This is a genomic window from uncultured Candidatus Kuenenia sp. (assembly GCF_900696675.1).
GTDB lineage: Bacteria > Planctomycetota > Brocadiia > Brocadiales > Brocadiaceae > Kuenenia > Kuenenia stuttgartiensis_A.
In genome coordinates this window covers 1-23,604 of the sequence record NZ_CAADGZ010000052.1, presented here as the reverse complement: position 1 = coordinate 23,604, position 23,604 = coordinate 1, and the positions used below count along the sequence as shown (strand labels likewise).

The window sequence follows — 23,604 nt, the reverse complement described above, 5'->3', positions numbered from 1 at the left end:
TGTTTAAAGTAGTACAATAGCGCTACCACAATTGCTAAAAAACGGATATCTGTTATCGCTTTTTGCCAATCTTGGTAGTGGAAAATACTGATTTTCGCATTGCGAAAATCGTTTGCAGGATTTAGGTGATAAAATGATTTGAAATTCTAAACGAGGTTGAAGCACGATCAAAAATCATTGTTGGAGATTTCGAAAGAGATTATGCGAAAAACTATCTGATGGTGTATGTGAGGGAAACCCTGTTATTGCTATTTTCGACAAAAGGGGGGAATTCGAAGATACTGCAATTCGTATGTTTTTATCTGTATTAATTGATATAAACTGTGATATAACATATCGCTAAAAGTATTGTAACAATCTCTAATAATTTATTTTTTTGAAAAACCTCAATAAATTTTATGGAAAAGGGGGATGAAAATCTGGAATGAACTGACGTAAATATTATGAAACATCACAAGGCGCTGTAAAATAGTATCCCACACGGAGCCTTACGCCTTGGCACTTCCAATGTGATATACATCGTGTGGAATTTAATTTCTAAAAATATTCAGAGGGAATATATGAGCAACTCAGAAAACGAACAGGAAGTACTTGTAGTTATATCAAAATTGAAAAACTATATCCGCTCAACCGCCGGAATGAATACGGCCGGCAATGTTGCGTCGAAGTTATCTGGCATCGTCCGCAACTTGTGCGACCAGGCAATTGAAAATGCTAAATCGGACGGACGCAAAACGGTGATGGAAAAGGATTTTTCCTGAACGTCCGCCTGTTTTTAGAAAACAATGGGATGCGCTAATGATTATTATTTATAAAAATAAATAACCATTGTGCCTCAGCAAAACATCTTAAGCGGGACGGCAATTAAGCCGTCCCGCTTAAACCTGTTGTTGCAATCTATGGCCTTGATGCTTATCCCATTTATCTTTTTGTCTCTTTCTTCACCCCAGGACCAACGGCATCGCATGACCTTTTTTTCACATTCTGTTTAATCTTTGACATCACCTTTTATACACTGGTAAGGCAACTATTCAGCGTAAATATTACACGACTACCGGCGGGTTCGGGTTTGCAAACCAATGAATGTAGTTTCCGGCGCTATTACTTACCCAAACAGGAGCCTTGGGTACGAGTTGTGCTTCGGTAGTCTAATAGATTACGCTTAATAGTCACAATCCATTAATGTTATTTATTTGACTATAATTACAAAAAAGTTCGGGATAAATATTATATGGCATTGTAAAATATTAATGTAGAGACACATACAATGCGTCTCTACATTAATATTGAAATTCCTAAACTTAAAATTAAATTGTTACTATTTTTTTAACATAAAAAAGCAATTTCAGGCGGGTCATAGATGAAAATTACATCAATAAATCCCTATACAGAAGAGATTATCGAAGAGTTTGAACTGCTTACGGAAAATCAGTTGCATGTGGAAATAAAGAAATCCCGTGAAGCCTTCCTTAAATGGCGTAATGTAGAAATAACCGAAAAAACGAAACTCGTTCAAAATTTAGCCATGGAATTACGGAAGGAACAAAGGAGATATGCTGCCACCATCACAAGGGAAATGGGAAAATCTATTACAGAATCCACTGCGGAGGTGGAAAAATGCGCGAAACTGTGTGAATATTACGCAGAAAATGCCGTGGCGTTTTTGAAGACAGAGTACATTCAAACCGGAGAAAAACAATGCTACGTAAACTTTGAACCTTTGGGAATAGTGTTGGCAATAATGCCCTGGAATTTTCCTTTCTGGCAGGTATTTCGCTGTGCCGTGCCTGCAATCGTCTCCGGAAACGCCTGCGTGCTGAAGCACGCCTCCAACGTTCCACGGTCTGCCCTTGAAATAGAAAGCATTTTTACCAATGCAGGGTTTCCGCATAACATATTTAAGACCCTATTGATCGACGCAGGATCAGCAATACAACTCATTGATGAAGACAAGGTGGACGCAGTTTCCCTTACAGGCAGCAATAAAGCCGGAGAACAAATCGGGGCAATCGCAGGGAAAAGAATCAAACCCATTGTCCTTGAACTCGGTGGTTCAGATCCGTTTATCGTACTGAAAGATGCGGATATTGACAGAGCTGCGGAAACTGCGGCAAGGGCGCGGATGCTGAACGTCGGACAAAGCTGTATTGCGGCAAAGAGGTTTATTGTTATTGAAGCCGTCGCCGGACAGTTTATCAGCAGGTTTACGGAACATTTCCGGTCTTTAAAAATGGGAGACCCTATGGATGAGAATACAACGGTATGCCCCTTGGCGCGAAGGGATTTTGTGGAAGAATTGGAAGGTCTGTTAAACGATGCAAGACAAAAAGGCGGAAAGATTATTTTTACGGATGAACCAAGACCCCCAAAAGGGTTCTTTTTTACACCATGCATCGTGACGAATGCAACCCGCGAGATGAGAATTGCCAGAGAGGAAGTATTCGGGCCAATTGCCCCTGTTTTAAGAGTAGCAAATGAAGAAGAGGCTGTTTTGGTTGCAAATGATACGGAATATGGTTTGGGCGCATGCATCTGGAGCAGAGACGTTGATAAAGCGCAAAGGCTTGCAACGCGCATTCAGTCGGGTATTGTGGCAATCAACGACATGGTAAAATCGGATCCCCGAATGCCGTTTGGAGGCATAAAGAAATCAGGGATCGGAAGGGAATTGTCCCATTATGGTATTAAAGCATTTGTCAATATAAAAACAGTGGTGGTAAAAAATTAAGATGAAGGCTTCTGATTTATTCGTTCACCAGTTGCTGGAAGAAGGCGTTGAATATATTTTTGGTTTGCCGGGTGAAGAAAATCTTGATTTCCTGGACTCCATTCGCAAGGCAAAGATAAAACTCTTTATTACGCGACACGAGCAGGCGGCGGCTTTTATGGCGGCAACATACGGAAGGCTTACCGGAAAAGCAGGGGTTTGTTTTTCAACCCTAGGGCCTGGCGCCACAAATATGGTCACCGGAGTCGCACACGCCCAGCTAATCGGCGCCCCATTAATCGCTATTACCGGACAAAAGGCGCTGGTAAATAACTGGCAGGCAAAATTTCAGGCAGTAGATATCGTCAGCCTGATGAAACCAATTACAAAACAAAGCGTGTCAATCATTGACCCAAACAACATTCCGACAATTGTAAGAGAATCATTCAAAATTGCAGAAGATGAAAGGCCGGGCGCCGTTCATGTTGAACTTCCCGAAGATGTGGCGTCTTCAAAGGCAAACGCCCCGACTCAAAAGAGGGGATTTATCAGAAGGCCATCCCCGGACCACCGCGCGATTGGTGCAGCAGCGGAACTTATTAATAAGGCAACACATCCTTTGATCATCCTTTCTTCCGGCGCAAACAGAAAACGAATCACAAAACATCTTCAGGACTTTATAAATAAGACGCAGATTTACGTAGTACACACACAAATGGGGAAAGGGGTAATCGGGGACGACTGTCCATACAGCCTGTTCGCCACAGGGATACACAAAAGGGATTACGTAAATTGCGGCATCGATTTGGCTGATTTGATTATCACCATTGGATATAACACGGTTGAGTATCCTCCTTTTGTATGGAATAAAGACCTTCATAAGAAGATTGTAAATATCGACTTTGTTGACGCACAAACGGATAAATATTTTAATCCGGATATTGAGGTAATCGGGGACATCTCCCATTCATTAAGAAAACTGGCGGTAAAGATAGAGAAGAAAACCACTCCGGAATTCGAAAAACTCCGCAATTTTCTGGAAAAGAAACTGGCGGCAAAAGAAGAGGGAAAATATCCCTTCACTCCCATGGAAATTGTGTACCACGTCAGAAAAACACTCGACAGGGAAGACATCGTCACGCTGGACAATGGTATTTACAAGCTATGGTTTTCGAGACTCTACAGGACGTATGCACCTGACACCCTGCTTCTTGACAATGCGCTTGCTACCATGGGCGCTGGATTGCCATCAGCGCTCACGGCAAAGCTGCTCAATCCAGGGAAAAAAGTGCTTGCGGTTGTTGGCGACGGTGGTTTCATGATGAATTCTCAGGAACTGGAAACGGCCGTCAGGTACAAAATACCGGTTGTGGTACTCATCGTAAATGATAATGCCTTTGGTTTCATAAAATGGAAGCAAAAGAATATGAAGTTAAGGAATTTTGCCCTCGATTACAGCAACCCCGATTTTGTAAAGTACGCAGAGAGTTATGGCGCAAGCGGTTTTAAGATAAACAAAGGAGAACACCTTTCTGACGTACTACGCCAGGCTTTTTCCCTGAACAAACCGGCAGTCATTGAATGCCCCGTTGACTATTCCGTAAATTACGACGTATTTTCACAGGAACTTCAAAATTGTGTGTGTGAATTGCTGTAATATTACCTGCTGCATAAAGCGCAGTCGGCAGTTCGGCAAATTGCAGAGTGTAGACTGTTGAGTGATTACTTTACCCATGAAATTTTTCAGGAAGGTGGGGGAAACGAAGACTACTTAATAGGAATTTTCCTTACCTTAGAACGAAGCATAAATAAGCCCTGATGGTGAATTTGTGAAACCCGTGATTCTGAAATATCCAGCATTTGGCTGATTTCCCTCAGCATTAAGTCTTCGTAATAATAGAGTGTTATTACCAATTTTTCACGAGCCGGCAATTCTTTAATCGCCGCAACTAAAAGTTCTTTTTCTTCCTCTGTCTCAATATTACTTAACGGGTCGCCTATTTTTGAGTCAGCAAATAGCATTCCTGCCGCTTCTTTATTACCATCCTCCGACTTTGCATTCATTTCTTCGAGTGAAAGAAACATGCCGAAGTTAATTTCCACCAGTAATTTTTCCCACTCAGCAGTATCAATCTTCAGTTCTGCCGCAATTTCTTCCGGGAGTGGATGCCTGTTTAATTTTTGTTCTAATGTTGCATATGCCTCTCTCGCCAATGAGACCTTCTCACGAACGGAGCGCGGCAGCCAATCTTGTGCCCTCAGGTGATCCAATATCGCTCCACGAATTCTTGAGACGGCAAATGTTCCAAACTTCGTGTCCATGCAGGGGTCAAATCTCTCCGATGCTTCCAGCAAGCCAATAACACCGTATTCGATAAGATCCTCTTTATCCACAAAAGAAGGTAAATAAATAATAAATTTGTTTACTACATACTTTACCAGCGATAGATTCTCTGTAACTAATTTTTCTCTGTCTATTAGATTTTTATTCTTGTAATTTGGCTTTCCCTTGCTTTTTTTAACCATTATACTTTTTTGTCCTAACATAGATTTTTATCCTCATTCGTAACCTAAGGTCATGAATTTTGTTTTATTTAAAAGCAATTTTCGCAAACCATACAACCATCGAATCATCGTTTTTCAGATTCGATACTCTGCCAGATTAGTAAAAATCAATACGGTATTATCTGCCCATGCCTCCATTTTTTCCTCTATTGCCGTCAGTTTCTGCCTCATTTATCTGGGATTGTTCAGGCGCATCTTCTGTATCTTCTTTTTGCGTGTCAGTGGTAAATACGCTAAGTATGTATTTTAGGAAAAAATGGCTTATAATACCCGTAATTCCCGCTATTATAATACTTCTGAGCGCCAGTGCAGGCAATGATACTTTTGAGTTCAGCCCGAGAAAGCAAGAGACAAAAAATACAAGTACTATGAGATATATTCGTGCCTGAGCAAATATTTGTTCCATAGGGAGCATTCCTGATTTTTTGTAACAGTTTAGATTTTTGGAAAAACAAAAATGCTCGTTCCCAAGCTCCGGCTTGGGAACGTAATTGCGTTGGAAGCTCTAGCTTCCATTTAGCCGGCAAGCGAAGCTTCGTGTATTATTCGATTCAAAAGAGGTTTCCAAATATCTTGGGTAACATACTGAAAAGCCTCCAAGCTGACATCATGGGTTCATTCCCTTTTCCATTCGAAGCTGGAGCTTCTCAAACAATCCCGTTCCCAAGCCGGAGCTTGGGAACGAGCGGTTTTTTTCATAGGACTAAAGTATTACAATTCTTTGTAAAAAAACAAAATGTGTGAAGATATACAAAAAATCGGGAATGCACCCGTTCCATATCACCAACGCTCCCCCGCTATATTTTATTTAATTCTATAATAGTACTTCCATATATAAAAAATATGAAATACGAAACAAATCCGAATAACAAAGCATAAAATTCAAAACATACAACAATATGAAACATGAAATACGAGATACGAAAAAGGCTTGTTTAGAATTTCAAATCATTTAGTCATTAAAATTTGTTTCGTGTTTCATCATTATCGTATTTCACCATTAAATATTCTGCCAAAAAAATGCAAATAAATTACTGCTAAGGTAATACATTGTCACAATGGTTATCCGTCAAATGCTGCTACATTCGTAATTCTTCTGAAGTAATCTCCAACGCCAAGTGATTGTGTTGAATCACTATTCTTTAAAAGCGTGGCAACCAATTTATTAAGGCAACTGGTTGCTTTTGTGTTAGGATAAAGAGCCGTAAAGGGTTTTTGCATACGCGTTGCAATGGAAACATTTTGATCGTGAAGCATATAGCCGACGTATTCCAGTTTTACATCGAGAAACCTTTGCGATACCAGTGCTATTTTTTTCACCGTGGAATCGGCTTCATCCTTGCTATCCGAATTATTTATAAACAACTTTATCGTTGTATTTTTTCTTTTTCTCGAAAGAACCTTTATCATAGCATATGCATCTGTTATCGCCGTTGGCTCAGGTGTTGTAATAAGTAATATTTCATTTGACGCTAATACAAAATTCAATACATCAGATGAAATACCGGCGCCTGTATCAACAATCACAATGTCCACTTCTTCATCTAATCCACTGAAGCTTTTATATAATTGTTCTTTCTGGTTTGCATTCAGATTCGCCATATCTTCAATGCCGGAGCTGGCGGGTACGATTTTTATCCCTTCAGGCCCTTCTACAATTATCTCTTTTACTTCTTTCCGTCCTTCAATGACGTCCTGCAAGGTATATTCTGGATGTATTCCCAATAAAATATCGATATTGGCAAGGCCCAGGTCAAGATCTATCAGCAAAACCTTTTTTTTGTATTTCCTCATAATTATCGCAATGTTTGTGGCGATGTTTGTTTTCCCAACGCCGCCCTTGCCGCTCGTAATCGCTATAGTTCTTACGGCAGAAAGGCCTGCCGCCGTATTTTGGTTTTCTATCACGTTGTGCAATGCCTCCACGGGTAAAACATATTTACTGCTACAAATAAAAAATAGTTTTCACATTTATAAAAAATACGAAGCACGAAACACATTCCAAAATCCTCCTCCCTGCACCCCCGCCAGCGGGGGACATTGTCCCCCGCTGACGGGGGTGCAGGTGGTAGATTCATATTTAGCATTTCGGATTTCAGCAGTAAATATTTTGCCAATAAATGTACAGAAATTACTGCTAATGTACTAAAGCTTCACAACCCCTACCGAATCAATCATTACGCCGGGAGAAATTTCCTTATACGACAATACTGCCAACTGCGGCAGCGCATTTTCTATAAGCCGGCGAACATGGCTTCTCACGGATGATGAAGTTAACAAGACAACCTCATAGCCGGAAGTAAGTGAACCTCTTACTATTTCTGCTAATTTATCAATTACTTTATGTGCCATATTCGGGTCCAGTGCCAGCAGATTTCCCTTTTCTGTCTTATGAATTGCGTTTGCTATGGTTTGTTCCAGATGGGGGTCGAAAGAGATCACACCTATCTTGCCTTCGGTATTCTGATATCTTTTACATATTGTCCTGGAGAGTCTTTGCCTTACGTATTCGGTCAATTGTTCTATATCCTTTGTTGCCGGAGCGTAATCAGCTATTGTTTCAAGAATGGATGAAAGATCCCGGATAGGCACTTGTTCCTTTAAAAGATTTTTAAGAATCTCCTGGATACTGCCAAGGGAAATTATATTTGGCGCTAGCTCTTCCACAATAGTCGGATAATCCTTCTTCACCGTTTCTAATAGTTTTTGTACGTCTTCACGACAAAGGATCTCGTATGCATGTGTTTTTATAATTTCGGTTAAATGTGTTATCATTACGGATGCGGGATCAACTACCGTATATCCCAAAGCTTCGGCGTCTTCCTTTACCGCATCGGTAATCCAAAGGGCGGGAAGGCCGTATGCAGGGTCTAATGTTTCTATGCCATTCACTTTCTGGGTAACTGCTCCGGAGTCTATTGCAAGATAACTGCCCGTCAGCAATTCTCCGTGTGCAATTTCCTGTCCTCTTATTTTTACCACGTACTTATTTGTCTCCAGTTGCAAATTATCCCTTACCCTGATAGGCGGAACGATCATCCCCATATCTTTTGCAATTTGCATACGCAAGGTATTTATTCTCTCAAGAATACCGCCATTTTTATTCGGATCAACCAGCGGTACCAGTTTATAGCCGACTTCAAGCTCCATCCGGTCAACACGCAACATGCCTTCAACACTCTCCTCCTTCTTCGGTTCCCGCGCCATGCCTTCAGTCTCTTTTACAAGCGCTTCCGCCAGTTCTGTCTCCTTAGAAGACCTTCTGAGAACAAAGAACATCATCCAGAAGAAGCCGGCAAGAACCAAAAACGGTATTTTTGGTAATCCCGGTACAATGCTGAACAGCGTAAGAATTCCTCCCGCAAAAGCAATGGCATTAGGTTGGCTAAATAACTGTCCCGTAACATCCGTTCCCAGATTCTCACCGGTGGAGGAAGTCTTGGTGACAATGACCGCAGATGCCGTGGCGATAATAAATGAAGGAATTTGGGAGACAAGGCCATCCCCAACGGTCAAAAGAGTATAATGCTGCATTGCCTCGGAAACAGACATTCCACTCCGCATACCCATAACAATGCCGCCAACAATGTTTATGAGTACGATTATTATGCCGGCAACCGCATCGCCGCTGACAAATTTACCGGCACCATCCATTGCGCCATAAAACTCTGCTTCCCTGGAAAGCTTTTCCCTTCGTTCACGTGCCTCTTTTTCTGTGATGAGTCCCGCATTTAAGTCCGCATCAATACTCATCTGTTTTCCTGGCATTGCGTCAAGAGTAAACCTTGCAGCCACTTCCCCGATTCTCGTTGCACCTTTTGTTATGACAATAAACTGTATTACAACAATAATTAAGAAAATAACCAACCCCACAAACATATTGCCGCCAACAACAAAATCTCCAAATGCGCCAATCACCTTTCCACCGTAACCTTGCAATAATATCTGCCGGGTAGAAGCCACGTTGAGCGCCAGGCGAAAAAGCGTCATAAACAGCAATATAGAAGGGAAAGACGATAAATCTAATGCTCCTTTTATATGGAGAGCAACCAGCAGCAACAAAAGAACCAATGAGATATTTGTCGTAACAAGCAAATCAATAATAAAAGGCGGCACAGGTATAATAAGCACGATAAAAATACTTATCACGCCAATAATTAACGCCATATCTCCTTTAAAAAGATATTTAAAAAAGGCGTTTTTCCCTTGAGAATTTAATTTATCTGCTGCCATGATTTATATTGTCACTTTTCATTAAAAAAACATTTTAGGAATTTTCATCACTATTGCCTCTGTCTGTTTTTCTCCATTTACTTCTTTAATCCGTACACATAGGACAGTACCTTTGCAACTGCATAGTACAATTTTTGCGGTATTTCTTTGCCGACGTCCACTGTTTTGTACAATGTCCTTGCAAGCGACCGTTCTTCAACAATGGGAATTTTATTTATTTTTGCAATTTCTTTTATTTTCAGGGCAATATAATCCGCTCCCTTTGCAACAACTTTGGGCGCATGCATTGATTTACGGTCGTATTTCAATGCTACGGCGTAATGCGTTGGATTCGTTACGACAACATCTGCTTTTGGGATCGCGGAAGCCATACGTTTCAACGCCATCTGAATCTGCGCAGACCTGATTTTTGACTTTATTACCGGATCACCCTCCGCTTGCTTCCTTTCATCCTTCACCTCTTTTTTAGACATTTTCATGCCGCGTTTGTATTGCCATTTTTGATAGATATAATCTACCATTGCCAGGATCACGAGCGCTATCGATACACGCATTACCAGTCCGAATGTCAGTTTCGTGGTAAGAATAAAAAATTGTGCAATGCCTATGTCTATCAGGTTATCCAGTTTGGCAAGCTCTTTTTTGATGTAAAGGATGCCGATACCGCCAATTAACAGAAGCTTTACAACGGAAAATAAAAGTTTTACAAAGGATTGAACATTAAAGAGTTTTTTTACGCCGCTTATCACATTGAGTTTTGTTAAGTCAGGCTTTAACGGCTTAAGGGTAAACAAGAGACCGGTCTGCATATATGAAACGATCAATCCGACAATCAATAATCCTCCCAGGATAGGGAGCAAAATTTTCGCGCTTACATAGATGTAATAAATAATCTTTTCTACAATAATGTCCGGGGTAATATCCTTCTGTGATAAGTTCTGAAGGGTAAAAACGGTTATCTCTTTCATACCCGCATACATAATATTACCCAATGCATATAACAGTAAAAAACCTACCAGGATAGCAATCGCACTGCTTAGGTCGGGACTTTGGGCTACGCTTCCTTTTTGGCGCGCCTCGCTTATACGTTTGCCGGTGGGTTGTTCAGTCTTTTCCGTATCAGCCATTTTCCCTCACATTGCCGATAGCAACGACATTAACCCCTTTTCAAAACCAACGATATACATCCTCATTGCGCCAATCATGAGTGGAAACGAGACAAAAACCACAATGAAGCCGATTATTATTTTTATTGGGTATGCAATAACAAATATATTAATTTCCTTCGCCACCTTCGCCATCAACGCCATTGCAACGACCGACAACATCAAGACAACAAAGGCGGGGATGGATATTTTAATCCCTATTACGAAAAGCGTTCTAAAGAGACTGAGTATTTTTGTTAGTATTGCCGTTGTATAATCAAAGCTGCCAATGGGTACAGCATGGAAGCTTTGCGCAATTGCATTTATAAAATAGTGGTGGCCATTAATTGCCAGCAATAGCAATATGGCTATCAAATTGTAAAATACGGAAACGGTTGGCTCTTCATCTCCGCTCAGGGATGAAGGGTCGGCGATAACCGCCATATCCAGTCCCATTTGGTTACTTAACAAATACCCGGCCATACTAAACGCAGCAAACAGTATTGACGCTGCAAACCCAACAATAGCGCCAATAGCAATCTCTTTTACAACAATTAAACCAAAGGGGATAAGCTCTGAAGGCAATTCATGCAGATTTTTATCCAGATTGGGATAAAGAATAAATGCCAGTATCAGGGCAATAGCAATACGCAGGAGCATTGGTATATGGGTATTGCTAAAGACCGGGGCGAAAAGGAGTATCCCGCCTACACGAAAAAACACCAGCATTAAAAAGGGCAGGTCGTTAATGAAATCGAACAAATTTTCCATAAGCACCTAACCTGGCCTAGCCAGAACCAAACAAGCGTGAAAATAGTCCTCAGTCCTCAATCTGCAATTTGCCGATTGCCGACTGCGGAAGGGGTCATTAAATATTTTGCCAAAAAATGTAAAGAAATTACTGATAAGGTACTACTTACTGTATTTTGCCAGTTCACCCAACAGGTTTACCGTGTATGACGTCATAATCCGCAGCATCCACGGCAAACAAAATAAGAACATCCCCAAAACGGCAAACACTTTCGGCAGAAACGTCAGTGTTTGTTCATGAATACTCGAAACAGCCTGGAATATACCGATAGCTAGTCCAACTATCATTGCAACCCCAAGCAGGGGCGCCATCATAAGAAAGGTAGTTTGCAAAAAATCTTTTCCAATAGTGGTTATTACTTCCGGAGTCATATCATATCCTTCAATATATTGAAATTCCTAAGCCGGCATAGCCAGAACCAAACAAGCACGAGATAAAAAATACGAAGCACGAAATACTAAACAAATTCCAAAACATAAAATCCCAATGAAAAAAACCGTAACACTTTAGCATTTTAGCATGGGTGCATTCCCGATTGTTTGTAAGCGTTCATGGAGTCGGGGCAAAACAACCCTGACAGGGTTTGAAACCCTGTCAGGGTTAACACTACTGCAACGTTTCATTAAAACATGGCGGAAATCACAAAAAATCGGGAATACACCCCTTTAGCATTTTGAAAAACGTATTCCCTATAAGCTCCGTAGGAGCAACCTGTTTGTAGCAAGATAAGATGCCATAACAGATATTAGCTCCGTCAGGAGCGACCTGTTTCCCTGTCAATTCTATACAGGCCGCTCCTACGTAGCTATTTACCCTGGTGAATTTTATTGTGCTACAAACAGACCGCCCCTAACGGGGTTACATTGTTTTTAATGTCCCCCTAAATTTTTCAAAGAACTAACGTGTTACAAAAAACCGGGTTTTGAATATTTGCCAGTTTGGACATGAACGCATTTACACCAAATTCATGACAAATGCTTCGCCCCTACGCTATACTTGTGACCAAAGACTGGATGATTAATTGCCAGCCATCAACCAGAACAAAGAGAATTAATTTAAATGGCATTGAAATCATAACTGGCGGCAGCATAAACATACCCATGGACGTTAATACGCAGGCGACCACCAGATCGATTACAAGAAAAGGCAGAAACAAAAGAAACCCCATCTGAAAAGAAGTCTTCAGTTCACTAGTGACAAATGCAGGAATTAATATATGCATAGGAATGTCACTCGCTGAAAAGGGTTTTTCTACTTTTGCAATGTTTGAAAACAATGCAATATCTTTTTTCCGCGTCTGTTTCAGCATGAATTTACGAACAGGCTCAATCCCCTTTTTCAAAGCCTCATCCTGCGTAATTTCCTCTTTAATATACGGTTGTAATGCGTCTGAATTGATTGCGGTCCAAACGGGAGTCATAACAAAAAACGTTAAAAAGAGAGCTATGCCGATAAGAATTTGATTCGGGGGAAGTGTATGAAACGACAAAGCCTTTCTCACAAAAGACAAGACAATAATAATCCTGGTAAATGAAGTCATCGCCAGCAAAAGGCCGGGCAATAAAGTAAGCCCTGTTAAAAAAAAGACTATCTTTAACACCCCTGCCATTTCCTTTGGGTTTTTTACACTATCCAGGCTCATCGTTAGTTTCAGCGGAGAATCTGTCTCGCCGGCAGCTTCTGCAGTCCCTAAAAAACCCAGCAACGCCATTATTCCACCAAAAATTAAAAAACCCGTCCATTTTTTCATAAGTGTTTTCCCCGGAACAGCAATTCTATTTTCCATGCCAGTGAGAGTCCAGTGAGAGTTAAATTAGGTTGGGTTTTTAAAAGACAAAGACCCAACGGCATTCATTTTTACCCACCCCTCAATCCCCTCCCAAGAGGGGACTTATCAAATTCCCCTCTTGGGAGGGGATTGAGGGGTGGATCTGTTCATTGGTTAACTAAAAAGATTTAAATTCCTATACTTTAAGTTATTTTTTAAAAAACTTCATATATTCACTGCCTCTGTCCTCTGTATCAATTGAATCAACAATCTCTTTTTCCGTAATTTCTGTAAGAGTTTGCATCTTTTCATTTGAAGCGCCTACAAGCAATAATTTCCCCGGTACTTTAATGAAATAGATGTGCCTCTTTGCGCCCAGTGAAGTTGTTTCTATGATTGAAATATAGCGCTTTTTTTTATGAATACCTGTTTTAATCCCAAGTTTCTTGCGTAAAAAATACATCATGATGACAATGATAATGATTACAATGCCTAATGATTTTATTACTTTTGTAACTTTTGGGAAATTAATCGGAGAGGTAACCCCAATGCCTTCATCTTTTACGGCAACCTCTTCTTGTCTTTCTCCGGAATCAACGGCATCCCCGGCAGCGTAAGTGGTATTACCTAAGAAAAACAATAAAAAAAATACAATGAGTAAATGTCTGTTCATTAAATATTTTGACAAAAATTATAAAGAAATTACTGATAAGGTACTATTACGTCACAACAATTCGCAAACAATATGCCTTAAGCCTATTTACCAATGTATCGCATTATTTAACGGTGGTAAAAGAATGGATAAGTGCATGCCTTAATAAGATATGCAACTTACGCTTTAAAAAAATAATCCATTTTACATAAATAATTCTATGTCATAAATATACATCACCATTACACCGGCGATTAAATCGTAGTTTTTTTCTACGTAAAGTAGTGTTTTTATACACATTTAAATGCATAAGCCGGCATAGCCAGAACCAAACAGACATGAAACGAAAAATACGAAATTCGAAACAAATTCAAAAATACAAAATCCCAATGAAAAAAACCGTATTAGTTTAGTTTTTTGAAAATACAGGGTGGATTAAAAACGAAGTGTAGGGTGGATTGGAAAGATGGACGATAGACGAGGGAAAGACAACGAAAAGAGGCGAGTATAAAACGTGTGGTTCAGGCTTCGTCGTGATCTCAGCCGAACGGTTACAAACCTGAACCAACGGAGGAGGTTGAATTAAATGTCAATTTGTTTAGTCATTGGTCAATTGCAGGAACACGGTGTCCGCGTCACTACAAATTCTTTAATCTGTGAAATCTGTGAAATCTGTGGTCCCGCCTTTCGTATTTCATGGTTGTTTTATTTTTATAAATTGCAAAAGAATTTTCGTTATGATGCTGTAGTCATGTGTCTTAGCCAAGATTTCTCACTCTATCCTGTGGGCCACATATTGCTGTAATTTTTAAACCAAAACGTTCTTCCACTACTACCACCTCTCCTCTTGCCAATAATTTTCCACGGACTAATAATTCAACCGGAGTGCCAGCCACTTTTTCAAGTTCAACAATTGAACCCTGAGACAAAGCAAGAATATCCTTAATAAGCATATTCGCGCGTCCCAATTCTACGGATACAGGGACAGTCACATCTAAAATTAAATCTAAATTCGGCATGCCTTCGCCGCCCTTTTGACTATCCATTTCTTCCGGAATTAATTGGCTAAATTCTACAGATTCTATGGTGGGCTGTGCATCATCTTTCTGCTCTGTACTCATATTTCACCTCTTTAAATAAAAACCAATACCACTATAACGAAACGGATGTTATTTTTATCGCGAGTTTTTTGCCAGAAACCCCTGGCGTTCCAAAAAACTTCGGCACTTCATCTATTTCCAAACTTAAATGGTCCGTAATCTTATTATCAAGACTTATCACATCCCCTACTCTGAGATTGATAAGTTCGTTAAATGATAACTGTGTTGTACCCAATATTGTGTTCACTAATAAAGGGACTTGATTGAGCGTTTGCTTTATTATGACAATCTCTTCTTCCCGATTAAGGGTTGCCTCCGTTATTTTTCCCATAACTGCTTCTAAAGTTGCAACAGGAAGACAAAAAACAAGCGTACCGGTGCCCAATTCACCACTAATCGCAAAATTTATGGCAATCATACTTTCCGTGTTATGCGCCACTTGTAACGACCGCAAGTCCATGTCTGTTTTTGCAATTTGCCACTCTATCTCTGCAACATCATTCCAGCAAAGACACATCGAATGGAGTACATTTGACAACACTTGTGAAACCACAGATTCTTCGATAATAGTAAGAGGTCTTATTTTCTGCTGTATTTTCCCGGGTCCGCCTAATCCACGATCTATCATAGCAAGGCAAAACCCCGCATCCAGGGTTAAACAACCCTTTCCCCTGTACGGCGTAAGGTCAACAACACTTGCACATACAAGATCCGTAAAAGAATTGAGAAATAATTCATAACTAAATTCCTCTATCGCGATAAGTTCAACACCAACGGTGGTCCTTACATATTGAGAAAAAGTCAAACCCATGTTAACAGCCATGTTCTCACTAATTTTTTGCAGTTGTCGTTTTTGCTCCCGCGGAAACCTGTCTGGTCTTCTGAAATCGTAATGCTGAACCTTTTTTACCACTTTTTGTTCAATTTGCTCTCCAACCAGTACCTGTCCGCTCTCTATCGCATTGAGCAGGGCATCAACTTCTTCATTGGATAAAATAGCATCTGACATAGCGTATTACCTGAATAAATGGTTACAATAATTTTCTGTAATTATGCTTTATTGAACAACAAAATCTTCAAAATAGACCTGTAAAACAGCTTTTTCCATATTCAATATCACATCAACGGAATCTTTTATTTCACGCTTAATGTATTCCCGACCCTCTACAGAATCAATATCATCTATGGTCTTTGAGGAAAGAATGGAAATAAGCCTGTCTTTTACCTGTATTGTTCTGGTTTCTAACTTACCTCTTGCCTCTTCATTGCGTACTTCCAAAATTACCTTTGCCTTGAGATACCTTCTTAAATTAGACCCGCTAAGATTCACAACAATTGTATCTATTGTCACAATAATAGGGCCTTGCGGCAAAGGTTCCTTGGGATCTTTATCTGACTTCAATGGGATTTCATCGCTATATTTCGTTATTTCCCCTATGCGGCCTTGCAATTCTTCGGTTATCACGTTGACCGGTATTTCAGCTCCTGTTGATATATTCGCGCCGAAATACATGCCTGCCATAAAAAACATATTAGTTGCAAATACAATAACTTTACCACGTATTCCCCCGATATTCATATGCACCTTCTTTTTTTGAAATGCGTCTTTTTTTCTCATAAACCCCCGCTTCAATAAATATTAAAATGTTTTATCACTTTATTAAAATAAATGCAGAAAAAAACCACCGTCACTATTGGTTTCCACTGCTCCGTACACCATCTTCAAGCAATTTCAGCTTTTCGCTAAGCTTTACCGCAAGAAACGGAGTAACAGATTCCAATATTTTTGCAGATGTTTTTTTATCCATCATTGTTAGCAGTTTTACCGCGGTCTCTTCGTCCATTTCCTTTAAAATCATGGCAGCCTTTTGAGGTTTCATTCCCCCGTAAACCTCGGCCAGCTTCTTGATATTCTTTAATTCGAGATCATCAAATTGAATAGTCTCCTTCTTTAATTCCTGCATTCTTGCGGTTATCAACTCAAACGCCTTATTCAACTCTTCCCTGAGTGTTTCAATTTCATATCTCTCTTTTTTAAGGTCGGCGCGTAGTGATTCAAGCATTTTTTCCCTAAGATCCAGGAGTTCCTTCTTCTTCTTGTATTCGTGTTTTTCTTCTGTTATTTCATTTATCATCTTTGAGACTTCGCTTGATGACAAGGGTTTAAACACCTTTGCTGCATTCGATTTATAGACGGAAGGCAGCTTGCTCGCATACAAATTCTTTGCTTCTTTACCTTCTCCACCTACAGTATCCGCCGCTGACGTATCTATATTTTCCGGAGATAATTCCTGCGCTTCCGGTTCCGGTGCAGGAGCTTTCCCTTTCATAAAAAGAAACCAATATGCGGCTCCTCCCAGAACGATCATCCCCACTCCGGCCATCATCAGCATTTTTTTGTTAATCGGGAGCTTCATAGTATAATCTCCATAAATTGATTATTCCAATACATCCTTTTCCCTGATGTGTTTGTGATAAAACCGGGAGGTTGCTATCTCGTCCAGTTTTTTAATTTCAAGGCGTTTCTCCTGATCGTCGAATTCCTTTTTATGCCTTTCCCTTAGTTTTTCCAACAACTTTCTTTTTTTAAAAACATGTAATAATTTTTGCCTTACATGATCTATCTCTTCAGAAATCTTTTTTATTTTTGATTGTTGGACAATAATATCACGATTAAGACTGGCAAAATACGACTCAAACAAAACAAATGTCGACGCATCCGCAAACGTCTGCAACATCTCTGTCATTTCAATCTGCCTTGTTTCAAGCAAAGATTTTAGTAATAACTCCATCTTCTTTTCTTCATGGAGTTTTTTTTGCGCAGTTTTTAACTCTTTGGAAATCTCTTCTTCTTTAAATTTTTCAATATCAAGTAATTTTTGGAATTTAAAACGAAATTTCATAGCGCAACAAAGCCGAAACCAAAAAGATGTTAACTGCAAAGAGCGCAGTTATGTAGGGTGGATTAAGGCGTTGGTTTTTACGCCGAATCCACCAATAATACCGTGACCTCATGTAAACAATGCCGACAATTTCGAAATGGATTCGTTAAAATTACCATTTGTGGTCATATCCTGTTTAAGATACTCGTTTATAGCGTCTATGACTGATAGGGCATAATCAATTTTCTTGTTGCCCCCCTTTGCGTACGCCCCTATATTTATCATGTCTTCGGCTTCTTTATACGTTGCATATACTGCCTTTAACATCTGCGCAGCCTTCCTGTGTTCCCCGGTAATGATGTCATCCATACACCGGCTGACGCTTTCCATGATATCAATGGCGGGATAGTGGTTTTGGGACGCCATTGCCCTTGACAACACCACATGTCCGTCAAGAATACCCCTTACGGCGTCAGCAATGGGTTCATTCATATCATCACCATCCACCAATACAGTATATAAACCAGTGATGCTGCCCTTCGTGCCCGTGCCGCTTCTCTCCAGAAGCTTTGGCAATAACGCGAACACTGAAGGTGTATATCCCTTTGAGGTCGGGGGTTCTCCTATTGCAAGCCCAATTTCCCTTTGTGCATTGGCAAATCTTGTAACGGAATCCATCATGAGTAATACCCGCATGCCACGATCTCTGAAATATTCCGCAATACTGGAAGCGATATAGGCACCCTTTACCCTTAATAAAGCCGGTTTGTCAGAAGTAACCGATACAATTACCGATTTTTTCATGCCTTCTTCTCCGAGATTCTTTTCAACAAACTCCCGGACTTCTCTTCCGCGTTCACCAATAAGCGCAATAACATTAACCTCCGCTCCGGAATTCCTGGCAATCATGCCCATTAATGTGCTTTTCCCTACGCCGCTCCCTGCAAAAATTCCCAATCTCTGTCCCTGCCCGAAGGTAAGCATGCCGTCTATTGCCCGTACACCTGTCTCCAATACCTCCTTTATCCTGCTTCTGGTCAAAGGATCCGGGGGAGAATTATAAATGGAAACCCTTTCTTCCACGTTTAACGGCCCTTTTCCATCCATAGGCTCTCCCAGTCCTCCTAAGATTCTTCCCATTAGCCCCATTCCAACGCCCACCGTTAATGGCGAGCCTGAAGCGGTTACTCTGTTTCCCGGGCCTATTCTCTCAAGTTCCCCTATGGGCATAAGGAGTATCCTTTTTTCTTTAAATCCTACCACCTCCGCCGGTATTGGAGTTTCTCCATTATTGGAATGTATGTAACATAGTTCTCCTACAGGAACAGAAGGCCCGTTTGATTCTATTACCAAACCTGCGATATGGGCCACCCTTCCGGTGCGTTGAACCAACACCGATTCCGATACCCTTTTTTTGTGCAAAGCAAAATCAATGCATGGCGTGGCCATCACTCTTTTTCCCCTACAGATTTTTTAATTTCTTCCCACCGTGTTTCAAGCAAGCTTTCAACATCGCCAAAATCTGTTTCCACAACACAACCGCCGGCTGATATCATTTTATCCTCTATGATTTTAATGTTAAAATCCTTTATTCCTGCGTCTTCGGCCGTAAACCGTTTATAATCCTCCGGGGAAATACGCAAGGAAACGATCTTATTATTCCCAACATAAGAAAGAGCCTCTGCTACAACGTGTTTTACAATGCTGGCGCCATTTTCGTTAATTTCATAACCAACAACTTTATTCGCAACAGCCAATACGAAATGTATGATCTCCGATTCGGAGTCCTTCCAGATTATTTCTCTTTTCTCCGTTAATTGTTTCACCGCATCCTCAAGCAGTGTGATCAATGCTGCATATTTTCTTTTTGTTTTTTCTATCTCTGATTGAAACTCCTTTTCCGCAGAGAGTTTCCCCTCTTTGAAGGCTTCTTCTCTCACCAGTCTGATTTCTTGTTCTTTTAACGCCCTTAATTCATTTTCCTTTGCTAATTCAAGTTCTTTCAGTTTTTCTTCTTCTTTTATATTTATTAACTCTTCTTCTGTTTTAAGCGTGTTTATTTGCTTTTTATGAGAATGAGGTATTACAGTCTCTATAACTTTCACTCCCTTTATAACAGGTAAGGAATAAACGCGCTTCCCGGTTTTCATACTAATTTATCGTCCTTGCCGGAAGACCCCCCCTTCTTTTGAACAACATTTTCGCCCTTTGCTTCCAACCGCTTTACCGCCTCTACAATTTGCAATTGTGCGCTCTGCACTTCGGACAACAATCTCGGCCCCAACAGCTCTCTTTCTTCCCTCACCGTCTCGCCAATACGTTTAGACATGTTTTTGAAAAACTTTGTCTCAACCTCCGCATTCGCCGTTTTTAATGCAAGCGCAATAACATTTATATCCACCTCTGTAAGTATTTTTCTAAACGCTTCATCAAGAACATAAATCATATCATCAAAAGTAAACATCAACTTCTTTATTTCTTCAGCAAGCTCCGGATTTCTACGGCTTATTTGTTCAATCACATCCTTATCCACTCCGCCCTCCAGCCCACCAATAATCTCCGAGGCAAATTTATGCCTTTTCTTCGCAGGCGTCTTCCGTCTTCTTCCTTCCGTTTTTATCTTTGCCATAACTACCTCGTTTACCTTGGTAATTAAACTTATCGGAGGAAGTTCGAGCGTTGCGATCCTCATGATAATATCAGATTGTGCTTCCAGGGGAAATCTGGACAACAGCCTGGAGGCGCGTTCCGGTTCCGTATATGATAGTATAAGTGCAATCGTTTGCGGGTGTTCTCCTATCAGCAACCGCATGTATTCATCGTCAGAAACATCCTTTAAATTGGAAAAAGGCGTGGGGAGCATCACCCCTTGCTCCACATTCGCTATGATATCATCGCTTTTGTCTGTCCCAATCGCTTTTTCAAGTATCTTTCTAAAAGCATTTTTATCATGCTCCACCAGGCCGCCGCAGAGTTTCATTTCTTGCCGGAGTTCATCCAAAACGGCGTCCACGATCTCATTATCCACATTTTCCATGCGGGTAATTTCGGCGGATACCGCCACAATCTGATTCTCATCAAAGGTCTTAAGTATTTCCGAAGCGACGTCTGGATCAAGTATAGACAAGGCAATTGCTGCCTTTTGTATGCCTGACAAGTTTAATTTCGTTTTCATATCGGTATAATATCCTGTTCTTTACATTATTACGATGAGATATATTCTCCTTCTATCCACCTCTTTAATGCTGTCGAGGTAAGATCGGTATCCTTCTGCATATGTCCGAGTATTAATTTCCGTTTTTTCTCTCTTTTCATTCCTTCCATTATTTCTTCAGGATTTTCCGACTCTTCCATCGCCAGCATTTCTTCTACTGCCGCTTCCAATTCCTCCTTTGTGTATTGGATGCCTTGCCGCTCTTTGCTTATGCGTAATTCTTCAAACAGTTTATTCCTGCCGGCAGTATCGTCATGCTGCATTTTGGCAAATCCTTGCTTACCAGACTTTCCCTTAGCCGAAAAGTGTTCCATTTCAACCGTAGGTGCTGCCTTCTTTTTAATCTTCTTCATGCTTCGCAGCATAAACAACAGAAACATCAGCACTGTTATGCCGAGCGAACCGTTTTTGGCCAGTTTTAACATAAATTCTTTTTGTTGTTCCTTCTTTAAAATTGCTTCTTCCTCTGCATAATCAGCTTCATAAAACTGTACATTTTGTATCTCAAAACTATCATTGCGGGAAACCATATTTACCCCCAACGCCTGTTTTACAAGAGAAGCAATTCCCTTCATTTCCTCATTATTTCTGGAAACATATGTTTGTTGTATTTTTCCATCTTCGGACTCAATTTTTTCATACTTGCCATCAACAAGAACAGCAACGGACAATCTTTTCAAATTCGCTCCGTGATCTGAAACCATACGTTCTACCTTGCTTAATTCATATTGCGTTTGCGCAGTTTCTTCCTCTTCGGAAGAACCGGAGGATTGAAGCATACTTGATTGCGATAAGTTAAGATTTGCCTGCATTCCGGGAACACCTCCCCCCGAAAACGGAGTACCGCCGGATACCTTGGTAGTTACCGTTTGAACCTTAGGCACCCTGCGTTCAGGATCAAACTCAATTTGTTTTTCATCTACATGACGAAAATCCAGGTCAGCGCTTACCCTGACAACAGATTTTCCCGCTCCAACAATCCTGTCCAACATATCCTGAGCCTTCGCCACGTAATATTCTTCTATTTTTTTCTTTATTTCCAATTGATCATTACTTGCGCCTGTCTGTGAGAAAGGAGATTCTTTCTCCGAAAGCAGGTTGCCCCGAGTATCGGTTACCGTAACATTTTCAGGGATTAATCCCTCGACGCTGGAGCTTACCAAATGTACGATACTTGCAACTCGTTCCGGTTTTAACTTACCGCCGGTTTTTAGTTTCAACACAACGGATGCCGTTGGGGGTTTTTCATCTTCAACAAATAAAGATTTCTCAGGTATGGCAAGGTGTACCTGCGCCCAATCTACAAAATCCAGATGTTTAATTGTTTTCGCAAGTTCGCCCTGGATTGCCCTGCGATAATTTATCTTCTGGATAAAATCAGAAGAGCCAAAGCCTACCTTGTCCAGTAACTCATACCCGGTTTGTTCATGGGGCAAACCTTCACTGGCAAACTTGAGCCTCATCTCATAAATCTTATCATTGGGAACGAGAATCGTAGTCCCATTCCCACTTATTCTGTATGGAATATTCGCTTCCCTCAGATGATTTATAATCTCCCCGCTTTCTTTCGGGCTTAATTCTCCGTACAATAATCCAAAGTCTGGTTTCCTGGCCCATTGCATTACCCCAACTATGCCAATCAGAAATGACAGGGTTAACGATATCATAATAAATTTATGCGAAAAACTAATTTCCTTCCAAACATTCTTTAACTGCCCTGTAAAACTATTCATGTCTAAATTCATAGTAAATGCTCCTTTGATGGTTATGAGTATTTTATTGGTACGTTCGGATACAAAGCAATTACAATACCAACAGATAGCAATGGACACGCCAACAACAAAAATGTCCTATCATATTGATAAATAATACATTACAAGAACAGGTAAAATATTGTTTTCAAAACGAATTCGGGCGAATGAAGGTGGAAGTCGATAATTACACTCTACTGTAAATTGAGTGTATATTATTTTAACAGAAAGACGGGAGGGTATAGGAGCATTCCAGATTTTTTGTAACCGTTTGTGTGATTGGGGGCAAAATAACGTTGCCAGGGGTTAAGACTACTCTACGTTTCATTAAAACATGGGAGATGTCACAAAAAACCGGGAATGCACCTGTATCAACCCCACAAGGGCATGAAAGCAGCAAGGGATGTGGTAAACCTGTCCCCCGCTGGCGGGGGATTAAGGGGGTGGAATTGTCTGCGGAGCGTGGGAAAGAGGGTCAAATTTGTTTTTATAATAAAGGGGTAGTTGAATCGGTGGAGAAATCCAGTCCACCCCCTGCACCCCCGCCAGCGGGGGACATAGTTTGAACAGGAGCATTCCCGATTTTTGGTTAACTAATTGTACATTGTAACACAAGCATCCAGCTTGTGGTATTTTACCCTCAAGCTGGATGCTTGAGTTACTATTCTTCCCCTCCCCCCTGCTAATGGCATTTTTACAAAAAATCGGGAATGCTCCCGTTGAGTTGAGGAAGGTATTCTTTTGTCTTATTATTTAAACTGTTTACCAATGTCGAA

The 23,604-nt window shown here is 40.6% G+C and carries 21 protein-coding genes; 3 read left to right on the top strand and 18 right to left on the bottom strand.

The genetic code is table 11. The annotated features are described in order from the left end of the window. Positions 1–560 precede the first annotated feature (560 nt). From QZT26_RS09415 to QZT26_RS09405, 3 genes are all read left to right on the top strand, one after another. A complete protein-coding gene (locus QZT26_RS09415; RefSeq protein ID WP_099323956.1) occupies positions 561–761 on the top strand; it encodes a hypothetical protein in 201 nt (66 codons plus the stop codon). 599 nt (positions 762–1,360) lie between these two features. Further along, positions 1,361–2,728 carry an NAD-dependent succinate-semialdehyde dehydrogenase gene (locus QZT26_RS09410; protein WP_295101810.1) on the top strand — a complete coding sequence of 456 codons (1,368 nt, stop codon included), beginning with the start codon at positions 1,361–1,363 and terminating at the stop codon, positions 2,726–2,728. Between the two features lies 1 nt (position 2,729). Then, positions 2,730–4,364, top strand: coding sequence for an acetolactate synthase large subunit (locus tag QZT26_RS09405; protein WP_295101808.1), 1,635 nt, complete (start codon positions 2,730–2,732; stop codon positions 4,362–4,364). Between the two features lie 110 nt (positions 4,365–4,474). Here the strand turns inward: QZT26_RS09405 and QZT26_RS09400 are convergent, their stop codons facing one another. The 18 genes from QZT26_RS09400 to fliF all read right to left on the bottom strand — a co-directional run bounded on the left by QZT26_RS09400 (position 4,475) and on the right by fliF (position 22,822). Continuing rightward, the gene (locus QZT26_RS09400; RefSeq protein WP_295101807.1) at positions 4,475–5,254 is read right to left on the bottom strand and encodes a FliA/WhiG family RNA polymerase sigma factor; all 780 of its coding nucleotides are present in this window, start codon (positions 5,252–5,254) and stop codon (positions 4,475–4,477) included. A 136-nt stretch (positions 5,255–5,390) separates the two neighbouring features. Further along, complete coding sequence (locus QZT26_RS09395; RefSeq protein ID WP_164995260.1) at positions 5,391–5,678, bottom strand: hypothetical protein; 288 nt, start codon at positions 5,676–5,678, stop codon at positions 5,391–5,393. A gap of 656 nt (positions 5,679–6,334) precedes the next feature. Next, complete coding sequence (locus tag QZT26_RS09390) at positions 6,335–7,180, bottom strand: MinD/ParA family protein (RefSeq protein ID WP_164995261.1); 846 nt, start codon at positions 7,178–7,180, stop codon at positions 6,335–6,337. A 237-nt stretch (positions 7,181–7,417) separates the two neighbouring features. Further along, positions 7,418–9,505 carry a flagellar biosynthesis protein FlhA gene (gene flhA, locus QZT26_RS09385; RefSeq protein WP_295101805.1) on the bottom strand — a complete coding sequence of 696 codons (2,088 nt, stop codon included), beginning with the start codon at positions 9,503–9,505 and terminating at the stop codon, positions 7,418–7,420. A gap of 77 nt (positions 9,506–9,582) precedes the next feature. After that, positions 9,583–10,632, bottom strand: coding sequence for a flagellar biosynthesis protein FlhB (flhB, locus tag QZT26_RS09380; RefSeq protein WP_169702931.1), 1,050 nt, complete (start codon positions 10,630–10,632; stop codon positions 9,583–9,585). 6 nt (positions 10,633–10,638) lie between these two features. Next, positions 10,639–11,421, bottom strand: coding sequence for a flagellar biosynthetic protein FliR (fliR, locus tag QZT26_RS09375; RefSeq protein ID WP_295101803.1), 783 nt, complete (start codon positions 11,419–11,421; stop codon positions 10,639–10,641). A gap of 141 nt (positions 11,422–11,562) precedes the next feature. Beyond that, the gene (fliQ, locus tag QZT26_RS09370; protein ID WP_164995263.1) at positions 11,563–11,832 is read right to left on the bottom strand and encodes a flagellar biosynthesis protein FliQ; all 270 of its coding nucleotides are present in this window, start codon (positions 11,830–11,832) and stop codon (positions 11,563–11,565) included. A 614-nt stretch (positions 11,833–12,446) separates the two neighbouring features. Further along, a complete protein-coding gene (gene fliP / locus QZT26_RS09365) occupies positions 12,447–13,247 on the bottom strand; it encodes a flagellar type III secretion system pore protein FliP (RefSeq protein ID WP_295101800.1) in 801 nt (266 codons plus the stop codon). A gap of 190 nt (positions 13,248–13,437) precedes the next feature. Beyond that, positions 13,438–13,902, bottom strand: a complete 465-nt coding sequence (locus QZT26_RS09360) for a flagellar biosynthetic protein FliO (RefSeq protein ID WP_295101798.1) — start codon at positions 13,900–13,902, stop codon at positions 13,438–13,440. A 737-nt stretch (positions 13,903–14,639) separates the two neighbouring features. Then, entirely contained in the window at positions 14,640–15,002 is a 363-nt protein-coding gene (gene fliN, locus QZT26_RS09355) for a flagellar motor switch protein FliN (RefSeq protein ID WP_164995265.1), read from the bottom strand. A 31-nt stretch (positions 15,003–15,033) separates the two neighbouring features. Then, positions 15,034–15,990: a flagellar motor switch protein FliM gene (fliM, locus tag QZT26_RS09350; protein WP_164995266.1), complete on the bottom strand. Its 957-nt coding sequence runs from the start codon at positions 15,988–15,990 to the stop codon at positions 15,034–15,036. A gap of 48 nt (positions 15,991–16,038) precedes the next feature. Continuing rightward, positions 16,039–16,599 carry a flagellar basal body-associated FliL family protein gene (locus QZT26_RS09345; protein ID WP_099323977.1) on the bottom strand — a complete coding sequence of 187 codons (561 nt, stop codon included), beginning with the start codon at positions 16,597–16,599 and terminating at the stop codon, positions 16,039–16,041. Between the two features lie 73 nt (positions 16,600–16,672). Then, positions 16,673–17,398 (bottom strand): hypothetical protein, encoded by a 726-nt coding sequence (locus QZT26_RS09340; RefSeq protein WP_099323978.1) that lies wholly within the window; start codon positions 17,396–17,398, stop codon positions 16,673–16,675. A gap of 21 nt (positions 17,399–17,419) precedes the next feature. Continuing rightward, a complete protein-coding gene (gene fliJ / locus QZT26_RS09335; RefSeq protein WP_099323979.1) occupies positions 17,420–17,884 on the bottom strand; it encodes a flagellar export protein FliJ in 465 nt (154 codons plus the stop codon). 108 nt (positions 17,885–17,992) lie between these two features. Beyond that, positions 17,993–19,312 (bottom strand): flagellar protein export ATPase FliI, encoded by a 1,320-nt coding sequence (gene fliI, locus QZT26_RS09330; protein ID WP_164995755.1) that lies wholly within the window; start codon positions 19,310–19,312, stop codon positions 17,993–17,995. After that, positions 19,312–20,013, bottom strand: a complete 702-nt coding sequence (locus tag QZT26_RS09325) for a FliH/SctL family protein (protein ID WP_099323981.1) — start codon at positions 20,011–20,013, stop codon at positions 19,312–19,314. Before QZT26_RS09325 ends, fliI begins: the two co-directional genes overlap by 1 nt. Next, positions 20,010–21,038 (bottom strand): flagellar motor switch protein FliG, encoded by a 1,029-nt coding sequence (fliG, locus tag QZT26_RS09320; RefSeq protein WP_099323982.1) that lies wholly within the window; start codon positions 21,036–21,038, stop codon positions 20,010–20,012. Before fliG ends, QZT26_RS09325 begins: the two co-directional genes overlap by 4 nt. Positions 21,039–21,067: 29 nt before the next feature. Continuing rightward, positions 21,068–22,822 (bottom strand): flagellar basal-body MS-ring/collar protein FliF, encoded by a 1,755-nt coding sequence (gene fliF, locus QZT26_RS09315; RefSeq protein WP_295101792.1) that lies wholly within the window; start codon positions 22,820–22,822, stop codon positions 21,068–21,070. Positions 22,823–23,604: the final 782 nt, after the last annotated feature.

Bases quoted from the DNA above. Each gene is read 5' to 3' on its own strand.
- QZT26_RS09395 (WP_164995260.1), bottom strand. From the start codon at position 5,678: ATGGAACAAATATTTGCTCAGGCACGAATATATCTCATAGTACTTGTA.
- fliQ (WP_164995263.1), bottom strand. From the start codon at position 11,832: ATGACTCCGGAAGTAATAACCACTATTGGAAAAGATTTTTTGCAAACT.
- QZT26_RS09400 (WP_295101807.1), bottom strand. From the start codon at position 5,254: ATGTTAGGACAAAAAAGTATAATGGTTAAAAAAAGCAAGGGAAAGCCA.
- fliR (WP_295101803.1), bottom strand. From the start codon at position 11,421: ATGGAAAATTTGTTCGATTTCATTAACGACCTGCCCTTTTTAATGCTG.
- QZT26_RS09405 (WP_295101808.1), top strand. From the start codon at position 2,730: ATGAAGGCTTCTGATTTATTCGTTCACCAGTTGCTGGAAGAAGGCGTT.
- QZT26_RS09325 (WP_099323981.1), bottom strand. From the start codon at position 20,013: ATGAAAACCGGGAAGCGCGTTTATTCCTTACCTGTTATAAAGGGAGTG.
- QZT26_RS09415 (WP_099323956.1), top strand. From the start codon at position 561: ATGAGCAACTCAGAAAACGAACAGGAAGTACTTGTAGTTATATCAAAA.
- QZT26_RS09360 (WP_295101798.1), bottom strand. From the start codon at position 13,902: ATGAACAGACATTTACTCATTGTATTTTTTTTATTGTTTTTCTTAGGT.
- fliN (WP_164995265.1), bottom strand. From the start codon at position 15,002: ATGAGTACAGAGCAGAAAGATGATGCACAGCCCACCATAGAATCTGTA.
- flhA (WP_295101805.1), bottom strand. From the start codon at position 9,505: ATGGCAGCAGATAAATTAAATTCTCAAGGGAAAAACGCCTTTTTTAAA.
- QZT26_RS09345 (WP_099323977.1), bottom strand. From the start codon at position 16,599: ATGAGAAAAAAAGACGCATTTCAAAAAAAGAAGGTGCATATGAATATC.
- fliG (WP_099323982.1), bottom strand. From the start codon at position 21,038: ATGAAAACGAAATTAAACTTGTCAGGCATACAAAAGGCAGCAATTGCC.
- fliJ (WP_099323979.1), bottom strand. From the start codon at position 17,884: ATGAAATTTCGTTTTAAATTCCAAAAATTACTTGATATTGAAAAATTT.
- QZT26_RS09410 (WP_295101810.1), top strand. From the start codon at position 1,361: ATGAAAATTACATCAATAAATCCCTATACAGAAGAGATTATCGAAGAG.
- QZT26_RS09340 (WP_099323978.1), bottom strand. From the start codon at position 17,398: ATGAAGCTCCCGATTAACAAAAAAATGCTGATGATGGCCGGAGTGGGG.
- fliI (WP_164995755.1), bottom strand. From the start codon at position 19,312: ATGGCCACGCCATGCATTGATTTTGCTTTGCACAAAAAAAGGGTATCG.
- fliP (WP_295101800.1), bottom strand. From the start codon at position 13,247: ATGGAAAATAGAATTGCTGTTCCGGGGAAAACACTTATGAAAAAATGG.
- fliF (WP_295101792.1), bottom strand. From the start codon at position 22,822: ATGAATTTAGACATGAATAGTTTTACAGGGCAGTTAAAGAATGTTTGG.
- fliM (WP_164995266.1), bottom strand. From the start codon at position 15,990: ATGTCAGATGCTATTTTATCCAATGAAGAAGTTGATGCCCTGCTCAAT.
- flhB (WP_169702931.1), bottom strand. From the start codon at position 10,632: ATGGCTGATACGGAAAAGACTGAACAACCCACCGGCAAACGTATAAGC.